Origin of the sequence: Flavobacterium sp. ABG, from assembly GCF_001027725.1 — a bacterium.
GTDB lineage: Bacteria > Bacteroidota > Bacteroidia > Flavobacteriales > Flavobacteriaceae > Flavobacterium > Flavobacterium cupriresistens.
Genome location: NZ_LEKS01000086.1, coordinates 1 through 392, shown reverse-complemented (window position 1 = coordinate 392; position 392 = coordinate 1). Strand labels below are relative to the sequence as shown.

1 pseudogene is annotated in these 392 nt (G+C 30.9%); it reads left to right on the top strand.

Features of this window, described 5'->3' with window-relative positions:
* Nucleotides 1-270: pseudogene (locus tag AB674_RS21790) on the top strand (phosphatase PAP2 family protein); the annotation flags it as partial.
* Nucleotides 271-392: the final 122 nt, after the last annotated feature.

Sequence of the window (392 nt, the reverse complement as noted above, 5' to 3'; positions counted from 1 at the left end):
TATACTAGCGGGCATTCAGTGATTTCTTCTTGTTCGTCGCTGATTTTGACATCTATTTTTGGAGATAATTTTAGTTACATTGATGATTCTGAAGTTCCTTTTGGCTTGCCAAAAAGACCTTTTAAGTCATTCAAGCAAGCGGCAGCAGAGGCTGCAATCAGTAGATTGTATGGAGGTATCCATTACAGAGCCGCAATTGAAAATGGTGTTGTTCAGGGGGATAACATTGGAAATTATTTGAATAAAAAATTAAAGATGCTTAAAAAATAATGATAGTCAGAAAAAAAATTATATTAGGATTTAGTGCTTTTTTTTTAGTCTTTTTAACTTGGTATTTATTTATTAAAAAAAGTGATTATAGTATTTCATTTAAAGTTAATACTGCTACAGGA